The sequence below is a fragment of the Rhodococcus sp. PBTS 1 genome, assembly GCF_001620025.1.
In the GTDB taxonomy this organism is placed as follows: Bacteria; Actinomycetota; Actinomycetes; order Mycobacteriales; family Mycobacteriaceae; genus Rhodococcoides; species Rhodococcoides kroppenstedtii.
The window spans coordinates 1,986,987-2,001,673 of record NZ_CP015219.1 but is presented as its reverse complement, the minus strand read 5'-3'; the positions used below and the strand labels follow the sequence as shown (position 1 = coordinate 2,001,673).

General features: G+C 70.5%; 15 protein-coding genes and 1 tRNA gene. 12 read left to right on the top strand and 4 right to left on the bottom strand.

Annotation, left to right across the window (positions count from 1 at the left end; translation table 11 throughout):
* The first annotated feature begins 1 nt into the window (after position 1).
* From A3Q40_RS09060 to A3Q40_RS09020, 9 genes are all read left to right on the top strand, one after another.
* Positions 2–631, top strand: a complete 630-nt coding sequence (locus A3Q40_RS09060; protein ID WP_068101571.1) for an NUDIX domain-containing protein — start codon at positions 2–4, stop codon at positions 629–631.
* On the top strand, positions 621–1,547 hold the full coding sequence (gene xerD / locus A3Q40_RS09055) for a site-specific tyrosine recombinase XerD (protein WP_068101570.1): 927 nt from the start codon (positions 621–623) through the stop codon (positions 1,545–1,547). The genes A3Q40_RS09060 and xerD overlap by 11 nt, the downstream gene beginning before the upstream one ends.
* A 108-nt stretch (positions 1,548–1,655) precedes the next feature.
* Complete coding sequence (locus A3Q40_RS09050; protein ID WP_068105717.1) at positions 1,656–2,555, top strand: ParA family protein; 900 nt, start codon at positions 1,656–1,658, stop codon at positions 2,553–2,555.
* Positions 2,552–3,403: a segregation and condensation protein A gene (locus A3Q40_RS09045; protein WP_068101568.1), complete on the top strand. Its 852-nt coding sequence runs from the start codon at positions 2,552–2,554 to the stop codon at positions 3,401–3,403. The genes A3Q40_RS09050 and A3Q40_RS09045 overlap by 4 nt, the downstream gene beginning before the upstream one ends.
* Positions 3,400–4,086, top strand: a complete 687-nt coding sequence (gene scpB / locus A3Q40_RS09040) for an SMC-Scp complex subunit ScpB (RefSeq protein WP_068101565.1) — start codon at positions 3,400–3,402, stop codon at positions 4,084–4,086. The genes A3Q40_RS09045 and scpB overlap by 4 nt, the downstream gene beginning before the upstream one ends.
* 9 nt (positions 4,087–4,095) lie before the next feature.
* On the top strand, positions 4,096–5,100 hold the full coding sequence (locus A3Q40_RS09035) for a pseudouridine synthase (protein WP_082833842.1): 1,005 nt from the start codon (positions 4,096–4,098) through the stop codon (positions 5,098–5,100).
* 32 nt (positions 5,101–5,132) lie between these two features.
* Positions 5,133–5,795: a (d)CMP kinase gene (gene cmk / locus A3Q40_RS09030; RefSeq protein WP_201133054.1), complete on the top strand. Its 663-nt coding sequence runs from the start codon at positions 5,133–5,135 to the stop codon at positions 5,793–5,795.
* Positions 5,792–7,228, top strand: a complete 1,437-nt coding sequence (gene der / locus A3Q40_RS09025; RefSeq protein ID WP_068101556.1) for a ribosome biogenesis GTPase Der — start codon at positions 5,792–5,794, stop codon at positions 7,226–7,228. Before cmk ends, der begins: the two co-directional genes overlap by 4 nt.
* 111 nt (positions 7,229–7,339) lie before the next feature.
* Positions 7,340–7,413 (top strand) — tRNA-Pro (locus A3Q40_RS09020).
* An 82-nt stretch (positions 7,414–7,495) separates the two neighbouring features.
* On the opposite strand, the gene A3Q40_RS09015 is transcribed toward A3Q40_RS09020, so the two are convergent.
* Positions 7,496–8,005 (bottom strand): gamma carbonic anhydrase family protein, encoded by a 510-nt coding sequence (locus tag A3Q40_RS09015; RefSeq protein ID WP_068101555.1) that lies wholly within the window; start codon positions 8,003–8,005, stop codon positions 7,496–7,498.
* Between the two features lie 95 nt (positions 8,006–8,100).
* Between A3Q40_RS09015 and A3Q40_RS20185 the strand changes: the two genes are divergently transcribed.
* Together A3Q40_RS20185 and A3Q40_RS09005 are read left to right on the top strand one after the other, a co-directional pair.
* On the top strand, positions 8,101–8,391 hold the full coding sequence (locus A3Q40_RS20185; RefSeq protein WP_235606532.1) for a DUF3263 domain-containing protein: 291 nt from the start codon (positions 8,101–8,103) through the stop codon (positions 8,389–8,391).
* Positions 8,392–8,404: 13 nt separating this feature from the next.
* The gene (locus A3Q40_RS09005; RefSeq protein ID WP_068101553.1) at positions 8,405–9,361 is read left to right on the top strand and encodes a ring-cleaving dioxygenase; all 957 of its coding nucleotides are present in this window, start codon (positions 8,405–8,407) and stop codon (positions 9,359–9,361) included.
* On the opposite strand, the gene A3Q40_RS09000 is transcribed toward A3Q40_RS09005, so the two are convergent.
* From A3Q40_RS09000 to A3Q40_RS08990, 3 genes are all read right to left on the bottom strand, one after another.
* On the bottom strand, positions 9,358–11,193 hold the full coding sequence (locus tag A3Q40_RS09000; RefSeq protein ID WP_068101552.1) for a flavin-containing monooxygenase: 1,836 nt from the start codon (positions 11,191–11,193) through the stop codon (positions 9,358–9,360). The two genes, A3Q40_RS09005 and A3Q40_RS09000, sit on opposite strands and share 4 nt — an antisense overlap.
* Before the next feature lie 116 nt (positions 11,194–11,309).
* The gene (locus tag A3Q40_RS08995) at positions 11,310–12,287 is read right to left on the bottom strand and encodes a 2-hydroxyacid dehydrogenase (RefSeq protein ID WP_068101546.1); all 978 of its coding nucleotides are present in this window, start codon (positions 12,285–12,287) and stop codon (positions 11,310–11,312) included.
* On the bottom strand, positions 12,284–13,507 hold the full coding sequence (locus A3Q40_RS08990; RefSeq protein ID WP_201132973.1) for a CaiB/BaiF CoA transferase family protein: 1,224 nt from the start codon (positions 13,505–13,507) through the stop codon (positions 12,284–12,286). Before A3Q40_RS08990 ends, A3Q40_RS08995 begins: the two co-directional genes overlap by 4 nt.
* Positions 13,508–13,626: 119 nt before the next feature.
* On the opposite strand from A3Q40_RS08990, the gene A3Q40_RS08985 reads away from it, so the two are divergent.
* Positions 13,627–14,673, top strand: coding sequence for a 2,3-butanediol dehydrogenase (locus A3Q40_RS08985; RefSeq protein ID WP_068101540.1), 1,047 nt, complete (start codon positions 13,627–13,629; stop codon positions 14,671–14,673).
* The last annotated feature ends 14 nt before the right edge of the window (positions 14,674–14,687 follow it).

The window sequence follows — 14,687 nt, the reverse complement described above, 5'->3', positions numbered from 1 at the left end:
CGTGGCGGAGCGGCACGACTTCGAGGTGCTGGGCAGCGAGCTCGAGTACCAGGGGGCGATCCTCGCCCTGCGGCGGGACCGTGTCGCGATGCCGGGCGGCCGGACGGCCGAGCGCGAGGTGATCGAGCACCACGGTGCCGTCGCCGTCGTGGCGATCGACGACGAGGACCGCATCGTCCTGATCGAGCAGTACCGGCATCCCCTCGGCCGCCGGCTAATCGAACTGCCCGCAGGGCTGCTCGACGAGCCCGGTGAGGACCCCGTCGACGCGGTCGGACGGGAGCTGACCGAGGAGACCGGACTGGCGGCCGAGTCGTTCTCGGTGCTGGTCGACGTCGCGGCGTCACCGGGGTTCACCGACGAGACCGTCCGCATCTTCCTCGCCGAGGGCCTGTCGGAGGTCGATCGTCCGGAGGCCCGCGACGAGGAAGCGGACATCGAGCTGGTTCGGTTGTCGGTCGAGGACGCGCTCGCTCGGGTGCTGTCCGGGGAGATCGTGAACGCGTCCGCGGTCGCCGGCATCCTCGCCGTCGCGGCGGTGCGGTCCCGGTCCGTCCCGATGCGGCCCGCCGACGCGCCGTGGCGTGACCGTCCGACGGCGTTCGAGCAGCGCCGCGCCCATGGCGGCTGACAGCCCGACCGAGGTGATCGAGGCCTACCTCGACCATCTGACGGTGGAGCGCGGTGCGGCGCGCAACACCGTGACGTCGTACCGCCGAGATCTGCGGCGCTACGCGACCTTCCTGGCCCATCGAGGGCGGACGAGGCTGGCCGACGTCACCCGGCACGACGTCGGCGACTTCGTCGAGGCGCTGCGCGTCGGCACCGACGAGTTCCCGCCGCTCGCGTCCAGCTCGGCGGCGCGTGCGGTCATCGCGGTCCGCGGCGTGCACCGTTTCGCGGTGACCGAGGGCACCGTGGAGACGGACGTCGCCGCCGCGGTCAAGCCGCCCGCACCCGGCCGCCGCCTTCCGAAGTCGTTGCCCGTCGACGAGGTGTTCGCGCTGCTGGATGCGGCCGCGGGGGAGTCGTCCGACACGCCCCGCGGTCTGCGGGACCGCGCGCTGCTCGAGCTGCTGTACTCCACCGGCGCCCGCATCTCGGAGGCGGTGGGCCTCGACGTCGACGACATCGACACCGTGTCGCGCTCCGTGATCCTGCGCGGCAAGGGTGGGAAGGAACGGGTGGTGCCGGTCGGCCGACCGGCCATGTCCGCGGTCGACGCCTACCTCGTGCGCGGACGTCCCGCCCTCGTCTCCCGCGGCACCCCCGCCCTGATGTTGAACGTCCGCGGCGGACGGCTGTCGCGGCAGAGCGCGTGGCAGGTGCTCCAGACCGCGGCCGAGCGGGCCGGCATCGGCTCGAGGGTGTCCCCGCACACGCTGCGGCATTCCTTCGCCACCCATCTCCTCGACGGCGGGGCGGACGTGCGTGTGGTGCAGGAACTGCTCGGCCACGCGTCGGTGACCACCACGCAGATCTACACCCTCGTGACGGTCACGACGCTGCGCGAGGTGTGGGCCGAAGCGCATCCGCGCGCTCGGTAGCGTGTCCGCGTCGGCCGCCACCGGTCCACGCGGTAGCGTTCCCGTGTGACCGGTCCGTACGAGGCGAGGGGAGGTGCGCGGGTGTCCACGGCCCACGACGACGGCGCGTTGTTCCGGACGCGCGCACCGGAGCCGGAGCCCGCCGTCTCGGGTCCGAGCACCGATCTCGGCCCCACCGGCCGCGTCCCGCGCGCGATTCCCGAGCCGGCCCCGTTGACCTCGCACGGCCCCGCCACCGTCATCGCCATGTGCAACCAGAAGGGCGGCGTCGGCAAGACCACGTCGACCATCAACCTCGGCGCGTCGCTGGCGGAGTTCGGTCGACGGGTCCTGCTGGTCGACCTCGACCCGCAGGGCGCCCTGTCCGCCGGGCTCGGTGTTCCGCACCACGAACTCGAGCTCACCGTGCACAACCTGCTGGTCGAGCCGCGCGTGTCGATCGACGACGTGCTCATGCGCACGCGGGTCGACGGAATGGACCTGCTGCCCAGCAATATCGACCTGTCCGCGGCGGAAATCCAGCTGGTCACCGAGGTCGGCCGCGAGCAGACGCTCGGCCGGGTGCTCCACCCCGTTCTCGACCGGTACGACTACGTCCTCATCGACTGCCAGCCGTCGCTGGGTCTGCTGACGGTCAACGCCCTCGCGTGCGCCGACTCCGTGCTGATCCCGATGGAGTGCGAGTACTTCAGCCTCCGTGGCCTCGCGCTGCTCAACGACACCGTCGACAAGGTGCGGGACCGGCTCAACCCGCGGCTGACCCTCGAAGGCATCGTCGTGACCATGTTCGACGCGCGCACGCTGCACTCGCGCGAGGTCATGAACCGGGTCGTGGAGGTCTTCGGCGACGTGGTCTTCGACACCGTCATCGCCCGCACCGTGCGATTCCCGGAGACGTCGGTGGCCGGCGAACCGATCACCACTTGGGCGCCGAAATCGTCGGGAGCGGAGGCATATCGAGCTCTGGCGCGCGAGGTCATCCACCGAGACACCGCGCCACGCGGGTGACGGCGCCCCCGGCCGGGCCCGTCGAGCCCGCGGGGCCCGACACCCCGCCGCCGGAGCGGTCGACGCGGTCGCGCTTCCAGGTCCGGCTGGACAACTTCGAGGGTCCGTTCGATCTGCTGCTCACCCTCATCGGCCAGCACCGGCTGGACGTCACCGAGGTGGCGCTACACGTGGTGACCGACGAGTTCATCGCCTACACCCGCGAGCTCGGTGCGGCGATGGAGCTCGATCAGACCACGGAGTTCCTGGTGGTCGCGGCGACGCTGCTCGACCTCAAGGCCGCCCGGTTGCTCCCGGCGGGGGACGTCGACGACGCCGAGGACCTGGCGTTGCTCGAGGTGCGGGATCTGCTGTTCGCCCGGCTGCTGCAGTACCGGGCGTACAAGCAGGTGGCCCAGCTGTTCGGCGAGCTCGAGAGTGCGGCGCTGCGCCGGTACCCGCGGTCGGTGGCGCTCGAGGAGCGGTTCGAGGGCCTGCTGCCGGAGGTGCTGCTCGGTGTCGATCCGGCGCGGTTCGCGGACATCGCGGCCGCCGCGTTTCGTCCCCGCGAGGTCCCGACGGTCGGACTCGGCCACCTGCACGAGGCCCCCGTCTCGGTGGCCGAGCACGCCGCGACGGTGCTGGCGATGCTGCGCGAGCGAGGCGCGGGTGCGTGGACCGGGTTCGCCGACCTGGTGGCCGACTGCACGGCGCCCGTCGAGATCGTCGTCCGGTTCCTGGCCCTGCTCGAGCTGTACCGGGAGAAGGCCGTCACCTTCGATCAGCCGGAGGCGCTGGGTGCGCTGCAGGTGCAGTGGACCGGCGACGAGGACGACGTCGACACCACTCGCATGGAGGACTACGGATGACCGAGCCGGAGCACGAGCCGACCGACGACCAGCCGGCCGAGACGCTCACCGACGTCGAGCTGCGCGGCGCCCTCGAGTCCATCCTGCTGGTGGTCGACAGCCCCGCGACCGTCGAACAGCTGGTCTCCGCGACCGGATGTGACCGACCCCGCATCGAGGCGTTGCTCACCCGGATCTCGGCCGACTTCACGGCGCGGGGCAGCGGCATCGACCTGCGGTTCGTGGGTGACGGATGGCGGTTCTACACCCGGACGGAGTACGCGCCGTACGTCGAACGGCTGCTTCTCGACGGTGCCCGGTCCAAGCTCACGCGCGCGGCGTTGGAAACGCTCGCCGTGATCGCCTATCGTCAACCGGTTACCCGCGCACGGGTCGGTGCGGTGCGCGGGGTGAACGTGGACGGTGTGATGCGGACGCTTCTCGCCCGCGGACTGATCGCCGAGGCGGGACCCGATCCCGATTCCGGTGCGACGCAGTACGTCACCACGGACATGTTCCTCGAACGGTTGGGGTTGTCGTCCCTGGGCGATCTTCCTGAACTGGCACCGCTGCTGCCCGGCGTCGACATGATCGACGACATCAATGACAGCATGGACAGCGACCCTCGGGTTCTGCGTGCACAGCGCCGAGCCGGGGCCGACCCGAACCCGACGACCGAGTTCGGAACCGAGACAGACGAATAGGTAGACGCAGTGACAGACTCCGCTCGCCGTGACGGCACACCGGACCGGGACGACAATCCCGAACGCAAGAAGAAGCGCCCCAACAAGAAGGTCGCCGCCGCGGCGTACACCCGCCGGACCGAGACGCGCACCACCGGGGCGAAGTACCCCCGCAAGGCGAAGGCCGGCGCGCGCAAGGCGAAGCCCGAGAAGGCGACTCCCGCGACGCCGACGATCTCCAACGCCAAGCCGGCACGGCACCAGAACACCGACACCTCACGGCGCCCCCACGTCGCGCCCGAGGACGGGGTGCGGCTGCAGAAGGTGCTGGCGCAGGCCGGCGTCGCCTCGCGCCGTGCCGCCGAGGAACTCATCGAGCAGGGTCGCGTCGAGGTCGACGGCCGCATCGTGACCGAGCAGGGCGTGCGCGTCGACCCGGGTAGCGCCGTCGTGCGGGTCGACGGCATCCGCGTGGTGGTCAAGGCCGACCTGGTGCACATCGCGCTCAACAAGCCGCGGGGCTGGCAGTCCACGATGTCCGACGACCTCGGTCGCCCCTGCATCGGCGACATCGTCTCCGAGCGGGTCCAGGCCGGGCAGCGGCTCTTCCACGTCGGCCGCCTCGACGCCGACACCGAGGGTCTGATCCTGCTGACCAATGACGGCGACCTCGCCCACCGGCTCATGCACCCCTCGTTCGAGGTGTCGAAGACCTACCTCGCCACGGTCCACGGGGTGATGGAGCGCAGCGTCGGCAAGCAGTTGCGTGCCGGCGTCGAGCTCGAGGACGGGCCGGCCAAGGTCGACGCCTTCACGATCCTGGACGTCAACGAGGGTCGCACGCTGGTCAAGGTGGTCCTGCACGAGGGCCGCAAGCACATCGTCCGCCGCCTCTTCGACGCGGTCGGGTTCCCGGTGCGGCGCCTGGTCCGTACCGACATCGGCGCCGTCGCCCTCGGCGATCAGCGACCGGGCACGCTCCGCGTCCTCGGTCGCGGCGAGGTCGGCAGCCTCTACGGGGCGGTGGGACTGTGAGCGCCGCCGGAGCCGAGCGTTTGATCGTCGCGATGGACGGCCCGTCGGGAACCGGCAAGTCGTCGGTGTCGCGACTGCTCGCGTCGCGCCTCGGCGCGTCGTACCTCGACACCGGCGCGATGTACCGCGCCGCCACGGTGTGGGTGCTCTCGCAGGGAGTCGACTCCACCGACGTCGACGCCGTGACCACAGCCGTTGCGTCGCTGCCGCTCGAGATCGGGACCGACCCGGCCACCGAGCGTGTCGAGGTTGCGGGCGAGGACGTCACCGGACCCATCCGGGGCGGCGAGGTGACGGCCGCCGTCTCCGCCGTGTCCGCCGTTCCCGCCGTGCGCGAGAAGCTCGTGGCGATGCAGCGGGACATCGCGATGCGTAGCGACCGCGTCGTGGTCGAGGGTAGAGACATCGGCACCGTCGTCCTGCCCGACGCCGACCTCAAGATCTACCTGACCGCGTCCGCGGAGACCCGCGCCGCGCGGCGCAACGACCAGAACGTGGCCGACGGCCGCGGCGACGACTACGCCGGCGTGCTCGCCGACGTCCAGCGACGCGACCTCGCGGACTCGACGCGCGCCCTGTCGCCGCTGCGGCCCGCGGACGACGCCGTCACCGTCGACACGAGCGACCTGACCAAGGACGGCGTCATCGACGCCCTGCTGCGCCTGGTCCACGACCTGCAAGGAGCTCGATCATGAGCGACCACGACCTCACCGACGTCACCGAGGTCTTCGCCTCCGACGGCGTCTGGACCGACGAAACCGACTGGGACGACGTCGATCTCGACGCACCCGAGGGTGACGAGCCCGAGCTCGCCGTCCCCACCCTCGCCGTCGTCGGCCGGCCCAACGTGGGCAAGTCGACCCTCGTCAACCGCATCATCGGCCGTCGCGAAGCGGTGGTGGAGGACGTCCCCGGTGTCACCCGCGACCGCGTCTCGTACGAGGCCAACTGGGCCGGGCGCCGCTTCATGGTGCAGGACACCGGCGGCTGGGAGCCGGACGCGAAGGGAATGCAGCAGTCGGTGGCCCGCCAGGCCGAACTGGCCATGCGCACCGCCGACGCCATCCTGTTGGTGGTCGACGCCGTCGTCGGCGCCACCGCCACCGACGAAGCCGTCGCGCGCGTGCTGCGGCGGTCGAAGACCCCGGTGATCCTGGTGGCCAACAAGGTCGACGACGAGCGCGCCGAGGCCGAGGCCGCGGCGCTGTGGTCGCTCGGTCTGGGCGAGCCGCGCACGGTCAGCGCCACGCACGGCCGCGGTACCGGCGATCTGCTCGACGACGTGCTCGAAGTGCTGCCCGAGACTCCGCGCGAGGGCACCGGCGTCGCCGGCCCGCGCCGCGTGGCGTTGGTGGGCAAGCCGAACGTCGGCAAGTCGTCGCTGCTCAACAAGCTGACTGGCGACGAGCGCTCGGTCGTCCACGACGTCGCCGGCACCACCGTCGACCCGGTGGACTCGCTGGTGGAGCTCGGCGGCAAGGTGTGGCGGTTCGTCGACACCGCGGGCCTGCGCAAGCGCGTCACCCACGCCAGCGGTGCGGAGTTCTACGCCTCGTTGCGTACCCGCGGTGCCATCGACGCCGCCGAGGTCGCGATCCTGCTGATCGACGCCTCCGAGGTCATCTCCGAACAGGACCTGCGGGTGCTGTCGATGGTCGCCGAGGCGGGCCGCGCGCTGGTCATCGCCTTCAACAAGTGGGACCTGGTCGACGAGGACCGACGTCACCAGCTCGAGCGGGAGATCGATCGCGACCTCGCGCGCGTGCCGTGGGCCTCGCGCGTCAACGTCTCGGCCCGAACTGGCCGCGCCGTGCAGAAGCTGGTGCCCGCCCTCGAGACCGCGTTGGACTCGTGGGACAAGCGCATCCCCACCGGCCGTCTGAACTCCTGGCTGAAGGACGTCGTCGCCGCGACCCCGCCGCCCATGCGTGGCGGGCGCCTGCCGCGGGTGATGTTCGCGACGCAGGCCGGGACGCGGCCGCCGACCTTCGTGCTGTTCACCACGGGCTTCCTCGAAGCCGGCTATCGGCGGTTCCTCGAGCGTCGGCTGCGGGAGGAGTTCAACTTCGACGGCAGCCCCGTTCGCATCTCCGTGCGGATCCGGGAGAAGCGGGAGCGCCGGAAGTAGCTCCGCAGGCGGGTGACCGGAGGCCGCGAGGCGATTGGCTTCCGGCGCCGCGCCTGAGGTAGTGTTTCACCGTTCCCGAGAGGGGATGCACGGTCCTTTTCACGAGGACCGCGGGCTGTGGCGCAGCTTGGTAGCGCACTTGACTGGGGGTCAAGTGGTCGCAGGTTCAAATCCTGTCAGCCCGACGCGACGAGCGGCTCCGGACATCACGTCCGGAGCCGCTTTTCTCGTTCCGGCGGGCTGGTTGTCGGAGGAACCCGGCGAGTGTCAGCCCCGGTACTGCTCCATCAACGCGACGTAGCCGGCGGCGTTGAAGCCGATGGCCTCGCGTTCCTGCTCGGTGGTCTCCCGCCGCACCTTGCCGGGCACCCCGGCCACCAACGAGTTCGGCGGAATCTGCGTGCCTTCGGTGACCAGCGCGCCGGCGGCAACGATGGAGCCGGTGCCGATGCGGGCGTGGTTCATGACGGTGGCGCCCATGCCGATCAGGACGTCGTCCTCGACGGTGCAGCCGTGCAGCACGGCGTTGTGGCCGACGCTCACCCGCTTGCCGACGGTCAGCGGTGCGCCGGGGTCCGCGTGGAGCGCGCACCCGTCCTGGATGTTGCTCTCCTCGTCGATCGAGATGGTCTCGGCGTCGGCACGGACGACGGCGTTGAACCACACGGCCGTACGGGCCGCGAGGGTGGCGCGGCCGATCACGGCGGCACCGGGAGCGAGCCACGCATCCTCGGCGACGGAGGGGCTGTGACCGGCGAAGGAATACGTCTGTTCCATTCGCCGACACTAACAACGGCCACGGCGTTTCGACGCGCGCACCGTGTTCACGGAACCGACACCGGACTGTCGGAGCGATGGTGAATACTCCATCCGTGACGAGTACACCTTTCCCTGTCGCATCCCGAGCAGCAGCACTCGGCGCGACACCGGCGGCCGAGACCCTCCCGGCGCCGGACGACCAGCACGTGGTCGCCTTTCTGCAACGCTGGTACGCCTACGGCGGCGGACGCTCCGAGGACATCCTGGTCGAGTTCGGCCTGTCGACCACCCAATTCTTCACGCGCGCCAAGGATCTTCTCGAGAGCAAGGCGGTGCGCGTCGATCCCGCCGTGGCCGAGGCCATGCTGACCGTCTGCCGCAAGCGCCTCTGGCTCGGTCAGTAGCAGCCGGCATCCGATGATCCCGCGCACCGAGGGCCTGCACCACGTCACAGCCATCGCCGACGATCCGCAGACCAACATCGACTTCTACGTCACCGTCCTGGGGCTGCGCTTGGTCAAGCGGACGGTCAACTTCGACGACCCGTCCACCTACCACCTGTATTACGGCGATTCGGCGGGCACGCCCGGCACACTGATGACGTTCTTCCCGTGGCAGAAGGTGCCGACGGGGCGGATCGGTGTGGGCCAGTCGACGGCCACCGCGTTCTCGATCCCGCAGGGATCCCTCGGGTGGTGGCAGGAGCATCTCGCCGAACTGGGCGTGGACTCGACGATCACCGGGGCCTCGGACGAGGAGCGTTTGGTGCTCCGTGATCCGGACGGGTTGCGGCTCGAGTTGGTCGCGTCGAGCGTCGTCGATCCGCGGAACCCGTGGGACTCGGCGTCGGTGCCGGGGGAGCACGCGATCCGCGGTCAGCACTCGTCGGTGCTGACGGTCGGGGACGGGGACCGGACCGTCGCGACGCTCGTCGAGGACCTCGGCATGCGGGTGGAGTCCGAGCTGCCGGATCGCACCCGGCTGCGGGCGGGCCCCGGCGGCCCCGGCCACCTCGTCGACGTGGTGACCGACTCCCGCGGGGAGCCGGGGGTGGTGGCCGGAGGAACGGTGCACCACATCGCGTTCCGGGTCCCCGACCACGCCACCCAGGAGTTGTGGCGCGAGCACCTGGTCGATCGCGGCCACCACGTCACGAAGATCCTCGACCGGCAGTACTTCACATCGATCTACTTCCGGGAGCCCGGTGGTGTCCTCCTCGAAGTGGCTACGGACACACCGGGATTCGACGTGGACGAGCCGCTGCTCGAGCTCGGCCGCGCCCTGAAGCTGCCGCCGTGGCTCGAGCCCGACCGCGAGGACATCGAGCGGTCGGTGCGGCCCGTCACCGTGCCGAGGGAGAACGACCCCGACTAACTCAGGTGGTGCACCTCCTGCAGCCCGTAGACGGGGGTGTCGATGCCCTCGTACCGCGCCTTGAGCTGCAGCCCGAGGTAGAGCGAGTAATGGCGTGACTGGTGCAGATTGCCGCCGTGGAACCAGAGGTTCTCCTGCTGGGTCGGCTTCCACATGTTGCGCTGCTCGCCCTCCCACGGACCGGGGTCCTTGGTGGTGTCCGAGCCGAGGCCCCACACCTTGCCCACCTTGTCCGCGGTCTCCTGGTCGACCAGATCGGCGACCCAGCCGTTCATCGAGCCGTAGCCGGTGGCGTAGACCACCAGATCGGCCTCGAGCTCGGTGCCGTCCGCGAGCACCACGGCGGTCTCGGTCAGGTGGTCGACCTGGCCGTTCACGAGCTTGATGGACCCGTCCGCGACGAGCTCGGAGGCGCCGACGTCGATGTAGTAGCCGGATCCGCGGCGAAGGTACTTCATGAACAGCCCCGAGCCGTCGTCACCGAAGTCCTGCTGGAAGCCGGCGGCGGCGAGGCGGTCGTAGAAGTCCTTGTCCTTCTCCGCGATCTGCTGGTACACGGGGATCTGGAACTCGTGCATGATCCGGTACGGCAGCGAGGCGAACGTGAGATCGGCCTTCTGCGTGGTGGTTCCGCTCTGCACGGCCCGCTCGGAGTACAGGTCGCCCAGCGCGATCTCGCAGAGCGAGTCGGACTTGACGATGTGCGTGGACGAGCGCTGCAGCATGGTCACGTCGGCGCCCGTCTCGTACAGCGCCTTGCAGATGTCGTGGGCCGAGTTGTTCGAGCCGACCACCACGACCTTCTTGCCGACGTAGGCGTCGGGGCCGGGGTGCTGCGACGAGTGATGCTGCTCGCCGCGGAAGACGTCCATGCCGGGGAAGTTCGGGATGTTCGCCTTTCCCGACATTCCCGTCGCCATGACGAGGTGCTTCGGGGTGAGCGTCACCTTCTCGCCGTCGCGATCGACGACGACGGTCCACTGCTTCCTCTCCTCGTCGAAGGTGGCGGACTCGGCGGTGGTCCGGGTCCAGTAGGGGACCTCCATCACCTTCGTGTACATCTCGAGCCAGTCGCCGATCTTGTCCTTGGGAGCGAAGACGGGCCAGTTGTCCGGGAAGGGCAGGTAGGGGAGGTGGTCGTACCAAACCGGATCGTGCAGGCAGAGCGACTTGTAGCGTCCACGCCACTGATCGCCGGGCCGATCGTTCCGGTCGACGACGATGGCCGGCACGCCCATCTGCCGCAGCCGCGCGCCGAGGGCGATGCCGCCCTGACCGCCACCGACGATCAGCACGTACGGCTGAACCGAGTAGCCGAGTTCCTTCTCCTCGAGCTCGCGTCGTTCCGCCCAGGTCTTGGTCTCCTTGTTCGACCCGTGCACGGCGCCCATCGGCCGACGGTGCCCGCGGGGCTCCTCGTGGCCCTTGAGTTCCTGCATCGTCGTCAGCAGCGTCCAGGCCTCGAGGTCGCCGTCGGCGTTCTCCCGCAGGCGGAGGTGGCCCGACCCCCGCGCGGTGGCCGTCTCGAACGCGATCCAGGCGGACAGGACGCCGTCGGCCTCGTCGGGGGTCTCGGTGGTGTGAAAACCGCCGGGGTCGACGTCGTCCAGCCGAGCCCCGAGCATGTCCGTGATCTGCTCGCGGCCCTCGACGGTCTTGATGTTCCAAGTGAACGTCACCAGGTCGCGCCAGAAGCTGGTGGTCCCGAAGAGGGCGGCGACGCCGGCGACGTCGCGAGCGGCGAGGGCGCGCTCGAAGTCGGCCAGCCAGGCGTCGACCCGGGCCTGCGGCGACCGGTCGGTGGTGGCGGGTGGTTCGAGAGTCTGGGTCATGGGTACTGCTCTCCCGTTCGAGGATCGGTGCGTGTCGAGCGTCACACGGACGCTGTGATGCACAGCACACGCCCCGACCGGACCCCGCCGCGAGAGTTGCACGGGGTTGCAGCCCGTCAGACCACCCGGTGCGGCGGTTCCTCACCCCGGGCGATCGCCACGGCGTTCAGCGCCGAGAGCCGCGCCATCTCCGATCGCACCGACACCGTCGCGCTGCCGACGTGGGGGAGCAGCACCGTGTTCGGCAGGTCCGCGAGTCCCGGCGCCAACTCGGGCTCGCGCTCGAACACGTCGAGTCCCGCCGCGGCGATGACACCGCCCCGCAACGCCTCGACCAGGGCCGTCTCGTCGACGACGGGTCCGCGGGCGGTGTTGATCAGGATCGCGTCGTCGCGCATCGCAGCGAGGACGTCCGCGTCGACGAGATGGCGGGTGTCGTCGGTGAGGGGCACGTGCAGCGAGAGGAAATCGCTCTCCCGCACGAGGGTCGGCCAGTCGACGTGCGTGACCCGGCCGACGAGGTCGCCCAGCTCGTGATCGGCGACGTCGCGATCCGACGGCGGACGCGGGCAGAACAGGACGGTCATGCCGAACCCGAGCGCCCGCCGGGCGGTGGCCTTCGCGATGCGACCGAAACCGGCGAGCCCCAGCGTCCGCCCCGAGACGTCGGTGCCCAGCATCAGATTCGGCTGCCAGCCCTGGAACCCGCCGGTGCGCACCACTCGATCGGCCTCGACCGCGCGTCGCGCCGTCGCCAGCATGAGCAGGACCGTGATGTCGGCGGTGGAGTCGGTGAGCACGCCCGGGGTGTTGCCGACGATGATGCCGTGACGCTGCGCCGCGTCGACGTCGATGTTGTCGAAGCCCACCGCGTAGTTCGAGATGCCGGCGAGGGTGGCTCGGCTCAGCAGGTCGGCGTCGAAACGATCGCTCAGCTGCGCGAGCACCACACCGTGACTGCCGTCGGTGACGGCGGTACGCAGTGCGTCGGCGTCGATCGGCTCGTCGCAGAAGGTGACGTCGCCGTACTCCCGCAGGATCGACGGGCCGGGCTCGGGGATCAGCGAGGTGACGAGGATGCGATGGTCGGTCATGGCTGTCCGTTCCGGTCGGGGGTGGGGGCGGGTCGACCGAGCAGGTTGCGGTAGACCTCGTCGGTGTGAGCGCCGAGGTCCGGTCCGATCGACCGGACGGGCAGCGAGCGCTCGCCGAGGACGGGGACGATGCCGGGGAAGCCGACCGTCGCCGGTTCCGGCGCGCCGGTGTCCACCTCGAAGTGCTGGATCATGTCGCGGGCCGCGTACTGCTCGTCCGCGCAGATGTCGCGCGCGGTGTGGATGGGGCCGGCCGGCACCTCGGCCTGATCGAGCAGGCGCAACGCCTCGTCGCGGGTGAGCTCGGCCGCCCACGCTCCGATGGCGTCGTCGATCTCGTCCCGTCGCGCCCATCGACCCGCGTTGGTGGCCAGGTCCGCGTCGTCGGCGAGATCGGTGCGCCCGATCAGGCGCATGTAACGACCGAAGATGGCGTCGCTGTTCCCGGCGACGACGACGGACAGGCCGTCGGCGCAGACGTAGGCGTTGGACGGGGCGATGCCCTCGGTCCGCCCACCGGTGCGACGACGTTCGACGCCGTACGCGAGGTAGTCGGGGATCAGCGACTCCATCATCGACAGCACGGCCTCGTTCAGCGCGACGTCGATGCTGCGCGCCCGCAGCGGCACCGCACCCGGGCGAGTGCGCTCGCGCTGCAGCAACGCCGTCACCGCACCGAACGCGGCGTACAGACCGGCGATGGAATCGCCGATCGACACCCCGGTGCGCGACGGCGGGCGGTCCGGGTCGCCCACCAGCTCGCGCAGTCCGCCGTGGGCTTCGGCGACGGCCGCGAAGCCCGGCCGCGACGCCAGGGGGCCGGTCTGGCCGAACGCGGAGATGCGGGCGAGCACGATCTCGGGGTTGACCGCGTTCATCTCCTCCGGGCCGAGACCCCACCGCTCGAGGGTGCCGGGGCGGAAGTTCTCGAGCACCACGTCGCACACCGCGACGAAGTCGAGGACGTCGCGGCGTCCCGCGTCGGTCCGCAGGTCGATCACCACCGACTTCTTGCCGCGGTTGAGGGTGCGGAACAGCATCGAGGTGGTCCCGGCGTAGAGCCGCCAGTTCCGCAGTTCGTCGCCCGTGTGCGGACGCTCGACCTTGATCACCTCGGCGCCGAAATCGGCCAGCAGCCGGGCGGCGGTCGGCGCGGCGATGTAGTTCCCCAGCTCGAGAACGCGGATGCCGGCCAGGGGGAGCGGGAGGTCGTCGGCCACGGGCCGAAGCCTATGCAACGGGATGCAACTCTTCTGCGAGTGGTCTGCGCCACAGCAGCATCGGGGTCTCGCACCGATTCAGAAGCCGAGACCGACATTCGAACCGAACGGACCCCACGATGCGCGCAGCCGTCTACCACGGACCCCACCGAGTCGAGATCGAGGACGTGCCCACCCCGGAGCCGGGTCCGGGGGAGGTGGCCGTCGACGTCGCGTTCAACGGCATCTGCGGCACGGACCTGCACGAGTACTACGCCGGCCCGATCTTCGTGCCCACCTCGCCGCACCCGCTGACGGGGCGGCAGGCGCCGCTGACGATGGGCCACGAGTTCTCGGGAACCGTCGCCGCCGTCGGACCCGGCGTGGACGGCTGGGCGGTGGGCGATCGGGTCGCGGTCGAGCCGATCCACCGCTGCGGACAGTGCCCGCCCTGCCGGGCCGGCAACTACAACGTCTGCCAGCGGATCGGGTTCCACGGGTTGATGTCCGACGGCGGCATGGCCGAGCGCACGGTGGTGCCGGTGCACATGCTCCACCGCCTGCCGGACTCGGTGTCGCTCGAACTCGGGGCTCTGGTCGAGCCGATGTCCGTCGCCTATCACGCGGCCACCCTCGGCGAGCCGCCCGCCGACGGCACGGCCCTGGTGTTCGGGGCGGGGCCGATCGGGATCGGACTCTGGTTCGCGTTGCGGGGCAAAGGACTCGAGAACGTGTACGTGGTCGAGCCGTCGGCGGACCGACGATCCGCCGTCGAGGCACTCGGCGCCCGCACGCTGGACCCGACCGACGTCGACGTGCCCGCGTTCGTCGCGGACGCCACCGACGGCCGCGGTGCCGACGCGGTCTACGACGCGGCGGGAGTACGCCCCGCCGTCGAGACGGCGTTGGCCTGTGTCGGCTCGCGCAGGCCGATGGTGAGCGTCGCGATCTACGAGACGCCCCTCGAGACCCCGCTGCTGAACCTGGTCATGAACGAATCCCGCATCCAGGGATCCCTCTGCTACACCGCGGCCGACTACGAGGCGGTGATCGCCCTCATGGACGCCGGGACCTACGACACCACGGGATGGGTCGAGCACATCGCGCTCGAGGACGTCGTGACCGAGGGTTTCGACGCCCTGCACGCCGGTCGCAAGACCAAGGTGCTCGTCGACCCCACCCGCTGAGCGCACCCACCCCC

What these genes read in the sequence shown, in the direction of transcription:
- A3Q40_RS08985 (WP_068101540.1), top strand. Translation starts at nt 13,627, where the DNA reads ATGCGCGCAGCCGTCTACCACGGACCCCACCGAGTCGAGATCGAGGAC.
- A3Q40_RS09005 (WP_068101553.1), top strand. Translation starts at nt 8,405, where the DNA reads ATGATCCCGCGCACCGAGGGCCTGCACCACGTCACAGCCATCGCCGAC.
- der (WP_068101556.1), top strand. Translation starts at nt 5,792, where the DNA reads ATGAGCGACCACGACCTCACCGACGTCACCGAGGTCTTCGCCTCCGAC.
- xerD (WP_068101570.1), top strand. Translation starts at nt 621, where the DNA reads ATGGCGGCTGACAGCCCGACCGAGGTGATCGAGGCCTACCTCGACCAT.
- A3Q40_RS08995 (WP_068101546.1), bottom strand. Translation starts at nt 12,287, where the DNA reads ATGACCGACCATCGCATCCTCGTCACCTCGCTGATCCCCGAGCCCGGC.
- cmk (WP_201133054.1), top strand. Translation starts at nt 5,133, where the DNA reads ATGGACGGCCCGTCGGGAACCGGCAAGTCGTCGGTGTCGCGACTGCTC.
- A3Q40_RS09000 (WP_068101552.1), bottom strand. Translation starts at nt 11,193, where the DNA reads ATGACCCAGACTCTCGAACCACCCGCCACCACCGACCGGTCGCCGCAG.
- A3Q40_RS09015 (WP_068101555.1), bottom strand. Translation starts at nt 8,005, where the DNA reads ATGGAACAGACGTATTCCTTCGCCGGTCACAGCCCCTCCGTCGCCGAG.
- scpB (WP_068101565.1), top strand. Translation starts at nt 3,400, where the DNA reads ATGACCGAGCCGGAGCACGAGCCGACCGACGACCAGCCGGCCGAGACG.